6 protein-coding genes are annotated in these 4,855 nt (G+C 59.9%); 3 read left to right on the forward strand and 3 right to left on the reverse strand.

Annotated features, from left to right (window positions below):
• Together X773_RS73155 and X773_RS73160 are read left to right on the forward strand one after the other, a co-directional pair.
• The coding region (locus X773_RS73155) for an aminotransferase class V-fold PLP-dependent enzyme (RefSeq protein WP_023680895.1) at window positions 1-571 on the forward strand (571 nt) is incomplete at its 5' end.
• Entirely contained in the window at window positions 558-1,433 is an 876-nt protein-coding gene (locus tag X773_RS73160; RefSeq protein ID WP_023680896.1) for an MBL fold metallo-hydrolase, read from the forward strand. The genes X773_RS73155 and X773_RS73160, both read left to right, overlap by 14 nt.
• Before the next feature lie 754 nt (window positions 1,434-2,187).
• On the opposite strand, the gene X773_RS78850 is transcribed toward X773_RS73160, so the two are convergent.
• From X773_RS78850 to X773_RS77115, 3 genes are all read right to left on the reverse strand, one after another.
• Window positions 2,188-2,397 (reverse strand): hypothetical protein, encoded by a 210-nt coding sequence (locus tag X773_RS78850; RefSeq protein ID WP_023680898.1) that lies wholly within the window; start codon window positions 2,395-2,397, stop codon window positions 2,188-2,190.
• A gap of 244 nt (window positions 2,398-2,641) precedes the next feature.
• Window positions 2,642-2,860: an IS66 family insertion sequence element accessory protein TnpB gene (tnpB, locus tag X773_RS79215; RefSeq protein WP_084641913.1), complete on the reverse strand. Its 219-nt coding sequence runs from the start codon at window positions 2,858-2,860 to the stop codon at window positions 2,642-2,644.
• A 138-nt stretch (window positions 2,861-2,998) separates the two neighbouring features.
• The gene (locus X773_RS77115; protein WP_156937518.1) at window positions 2,999-3,265 is read right to left on the reverse strand and encodes a hypothetical protein; all 267 of its coding nucleotides are present in this window, start codon (window positions 3,263-3,265) and stop codon (window positions 2,999-3,001) included.
• Here X773_RS77115 and X773_RS73175 point away from each other — a divergent pair.
• Window positions 3,249-4,855: recombinase family protein (locus tag X773_RS73175; protein WP_036239905.1), on the forward strand; the 1,607-nt coding region annotated here is incomplete at its 3' end. The two genes, X773_RS77115 and X773_RS73175, sit on opposite strands and share 17 nt — an antisense overlap.

The following is a 4,855-nucleotide window of genomic DNA, read 5'->3' on the forward strand; positions in this document are numbered from 1 at the left end:
AGCCGGCACGCCGAACGTGATCGGCGACATACGAGCCGCGCTGGCCTTCATCGTCAAAGATGCGATCGGACTCGACGCGATGACAGCGCGCAATCGCGAGCTGGCGCGTCGTGCTTTTCGCGCATGGAAAGCCCTGCCGCGGCTGGAGCTCCTCGGTCTATCGGATCCTCAGCGGCTTCCGATCTTTTCCTTCCGGATCAAAAACGGAAAGGACGGCTACGTCCACCAGCAGTTGATCACGCGCATGCTAAGCGACCGGTTCGGGATCCAGGCGCGCGGTGGCTGCGCCTGCGCCGGCCCGTATGTTCACAGACTGCTGTCGATCGATGACGAACAGTCCGAGGAAATCAGGCAAGCCATTCTCTCCGGCGACGAAATGAAAAAGCCGGGATTCACCCGGCTGAATTTCAGCGTTCTGCTGCCGGACGAGAAGGTGCAGTTCATACTCGATGCCTTGGCGCAGATTGCGTCCGACGCAACGGACTTTGAGCATGACTACGACCTCGATCCTGGCCGGGCGATCTTCTTCCCGCGAGCCGCAGTCGAGGGCATCGCCCATGCAGCAGCCTGAAGTCGCCGGCTTCTATGATGCACGGACGGGCAGCATCCAACATGTCGTTGCATGCCCGAGTTCACGAAGATGCGCCATCATCGACCCCGTACTCGATTTCGACGAAAAGTCTGGCTCGACAGCAACGACAAATGCGGACGCGATCCTCGACTACATCAACAGCCGCAATTTGAAGCTCGAGTGGATCCTGGACACCCATCCGCATGCCGATCACTTTTCGGCCGCGGGTTATCTCAAGGCGAAAACCGGCGTGCCGACAGCGATCGGCGAGCGCGTGAAGCAAGTGCAGCGGATCTGGCAACGGATCTATAACTTCTCGGATCTCCCGTGTGACGGCTCACAATGGGATCGGCTGTTTTGCGACGGCGAGACCTTCAACATCGGCGAGCTGGAAGCGCGCGTCATGCACTCGCCAGGACACACCTTGGCGTCGATAAGCTATGTCATCGGCGATGCAGCGTTCATTCACGACACACTTTTCATGCCCGATAGCGGCTCCGCCCGGGCAGATTTTCCAGGCGGCAGCGCAGCTGATCTGTGGCAGTCCATCCAGGACGTTTTGAGCCTACCCGACCGGACGCGCCTCTTCACCGGGCATGACTACAGGCCGGGAGGGCGCCAGGCTCTGTGGGAGAGTTCGGTAGCGGAGCAGAAAGAGAAAAACCCGCATGTCGCCGGTCATTGTCGGAGTACGTTCATCAGGCTTCGAGAGGCCCGAGACAGGACATTGCCAATGCCAAAACTCATATTGCATGCCCTGCAGGTCAATATCCGCGGAGGGGAACTGCCTCAGGTCGAGGAAAATGGCCGGCGTTATCTGAGGATACCGCTCGACGCGCTGCCAGCATCGGTCTGGGATTAGTTGACGAATTGGATGGCTCTCTCCAGCAGTTCCTGCCCGCGATCGGTTTCAGGATCACTGATCGGGTGTACGCTCGGTCCGATTGGCGGAGGCGAGTCGATCCTCGCTACGCCCTATTGATGTACGTCGTCGGAATGAGCAATCCTCGGATTGCGCTCTCGGAGGTGATCGCGGCAAGCAATTGCGGTGGCGCGTCTGCAACACTATTATCGATCGGAGGGGATATCTCGGATGTGGGATAGGATCATAAACCTTCGGATATCGAGCCACACCTGGGAGGTAATTCTTTTGGGGACGAAAAGCTTGAGGCGAACCGCAAGTAGCCGATGTATGTACTGGTGATTTGGCGCGATTCCAGTCGACTAGAGCAATTTGATAGGTGCTCCAGACAGGCCGGAACTACCGAAGGCTGATCGCGGCTTTCATGTTCCTCGCGCGCAACTAAATAGCCGGATTTGGCGCTCCTAACTCGTTCCCATGGCCGGCACAGTTGACTGCGGGCGACCCGGGCAGCGATCATAGCGATCGCCCACCAAAATCACCGCTTGTTCTCCCGTAGCGCTCTTGGTGTTTGAACGCGATGCCCTCAAACATAGATGCGACCGGTCTTGCCGCATTAAGGCGCGGACGTCTAAGTTACACGACGCGAATGCCAGTCCACATCGTCGAGCGGAGAAGAGCCTGCAAATGCTCGGCCAAGTCGAGTTCACCGCGCGCCTCGATCTTCAAAAGATATCGTGCCTTGGCCCGGCGATCACCTTCCCTGACCGCAGTCCATTTCGTGGATCGCCTTGCCGAACGCAGTGTACATTGCCTTGTGCGCTTTGATCAGCGCCCGCAGATCGCTGGACGGTTCCTGGTCCCAGCGTCGCGGCTCTGTGGCGAGAGCTGTTGCCGCAACCGTCGAGGCGATAACGGCGCTGCCGGCGTTGAGAAGCAAGGCGCGGCGATTGATCCTGGACATGGTGAACTCTCCTCTTCACTTCATGGCAGACTGCCAGATCGGTGCCGTAACACCGGCCCGGCCGCGCTCTCACCGTAGCACGGCTGCCGGCGCATTTATGTCAGGATGGATGGCAGGGTTAGCCGCGTTACAGCCAGGGCATGGCAGGAGCGACCGCGCGGATCGGCATCTCGCGAAACCGTTCGATCAATTGTTTCTCCTCGGCACCGCCACCAAAGAAGATCGCGGTTGCCGAAAAACTCCATCACTTCGAAGATTGCTGGCCCTTGCCGTCCGCCGGAGACGGCCAAAGAAACCGGCTCTTCTCGAGCCGTTTTGCATACAGCGACATGCCGAGCCTATCATGCCAGATAATCTTGATCAGATTGCCGCAATTATCGACATTCTGCATATGGTTTCCGCTTTGCGACGGTTGCCTATCGCTGGCATCCGTTGTTTGGGAGCACGTTGCAGGTTTCGCCATTTCGTCGTGGGAAGGCGTTGACGTGCATCTACACGGAGGAGCGTCCTGACCTTTGCCGCGAACTCCCGAATTGGATGTTCGACGCCGGCTACTGCGCGGGCATGACGCTTGGGCGACCCGAAATCGGCATCGAGGGTCTCAATGAATTGACGATCGTCCTGCCGGCGCTCGGCGCGAATCGCAAGCAAGGCGCACAATCCCGCCCTTCAAGGAAGAAGGAGAGGGACGGTGCGAAGAAGCCGATATCACAATCGCGCGCAGCTCATCCTGCAGCTGGAGCGTCAAATTCCTCATCCGCCAGTGGGCAAAAACACAAAGGGACTGGTCGAGACATTGGCCGACCTTCTGCTGGAAGCGCTGGCGGCCGAAGCGGATCAGGGAGGCGGTGATGAACCCGAAGATCACGCCTGATCACCTCGCCCGCTCGGCGGTAGTTTACGTTCGTCAATCGACCATGTCGCAAGTGACGGGCAATCTGGAAAGTCAGCGCCGGCAGTATGACCTGGCGGGAGCCGCAGAAGCGGTCGGCTTTGCATCGGTGACGGTGATCGACGACGATCTTGGCCGCTCGGGGTCCGGCCTGATGCAGCGACCCGGCTTTGAGCGGCTTGTCGCCATGGTCTGCTCCGGCGATGTCGGTGCGGTCTATTGCATCGAGGCGTCACGACTGGCGCGTAACGGACGGGACTGGCATCATCTGATTGACTTGTGCGCGCTGGCCGGCACGCTGGTCGTCGATCCGGATGGCGCATACGATCCGCGGCTCGTCAACGACCGCCTGCTGCTTGGGCTGAAGGGAACGATGTCGGAATACGAACTGAGCCTGATGCGACAGCGCGGCATCGCCGCCCGTGACTCCAAGGCCAAGCGTGGGGAGTTCCGCTTCATGCTTCCGCCAGGCTTCTGCTGGAGCGAGGCCGATAAGGTCGAGATCGATCCTGACGAGCACGTGGCCGACACCATCCGGCTGGTCTTCGCGAAGTTCCGCGAGTTGGGCAGCGCGCGGCAGGTCTTCTTATGGCTGCGATCGGCAGACATTAAAATGCCCGTGGTCCGGCGCAATGTCGAGGTTTGCAAACTCGTCTGGAAGCCTCCCGCCTACCACAGTGTCATGCAGATTCTTCACAATCCGCTTTATGGCGGCGCCTACGCATTCGGCAGAACGGCGCAGCGGACACGGATTGTCGAGGGGCGCGCCCGTAAGGCCAGCGGCTTCAGGAATTCTCGCGACGAATGGCATGTGTTGTTGCGTGACAATCATCCTGGTTACATCAGCTGGCAGGAATACGAGGAGAATCAGAAGCTCCTGCTCGAGAACGCGCATATGAAGAAGAACTGTGCGCGCAAATCTGCACGTGGAGGCCGCGCCCTGCTCACGGGATTGATGCGTTGTGGGCGATGCGGACGAATGATGCGCGTCTTCTATGGCATGGCGAAAGGCAACGCCCATCGCTACCAGTGCCGCGGCGATGATGCCCATGTCGGCGCTGGCCTGTGCATCGGCATTGGCGGTCTGCGGATTGATCGCGCCGTCGCCCTGCAGATCCTAGAAGCCGTCTCCGATCGTGCCGTGGAAGCCGCGATCTTTGCTTCGGAGCAGGCCGAGCGTTCGCGAAAGGACATCGTTGCCGCCGTCGAGCGGGAGCTGGAAGCAGCCCGATACGATGCCTCGCTGGCCGGGCGTCGTTACGAACTGGTCGACCCCGCCAAGCGCCATGTCGCACGCGAACTCGAGGCTCGCTGGAACGATGCGTTGGACCGCGTGGCCACACTGGAGCGCCGGATCGCGGAGCTGTCGGCTCTGTCGGCGACACGCCCAAAGGTCGATCGCGCCCGTTTGCTTCAGCTTGCCCACGATCTACCGGCGGTATGGAACGCACCCTCAACCGACACTCGGACCAAGCAGCGCCTTATCCATATCCTGGTTCAGGAGATCGTATGTGATCTCGATGAGGCGACCAACGAAGCCGTGCTGCTGATCCATTGGACCGGCGG

This window comes from Mesorhizobium sp. LSJC280B00, from assembly GCF_000502835.1.
Lineage (GTDB): Bacteria > Pseudomonadota > Alphaproteobacteria > Rhizobiales > Rhizobiaceae > Mesorhizobium.

Coding starts and splice junctions, on each gene's coding strand:
- X773_RS73160 (WP_023680896.1), top strand. CDS start 558: ATGCAGCAGCCTGAAGTCGCCGGCTTCTATGATGCACGGACGGGCAGC.
- X773_RS78850 (WP_023680898.1), bottom strand. CDS start 2,397: ATGTCCAGGATCAATCGCCGCGCCTTGCTTCTCAACGCCGGCAGCGCC.
- tnpB (WP_084641913.1), bottom strand. CDS start 2,860: ATGGCGAAACCTGCAACGTGCTCCCAAACAACGGATGCCAGCGATAGG.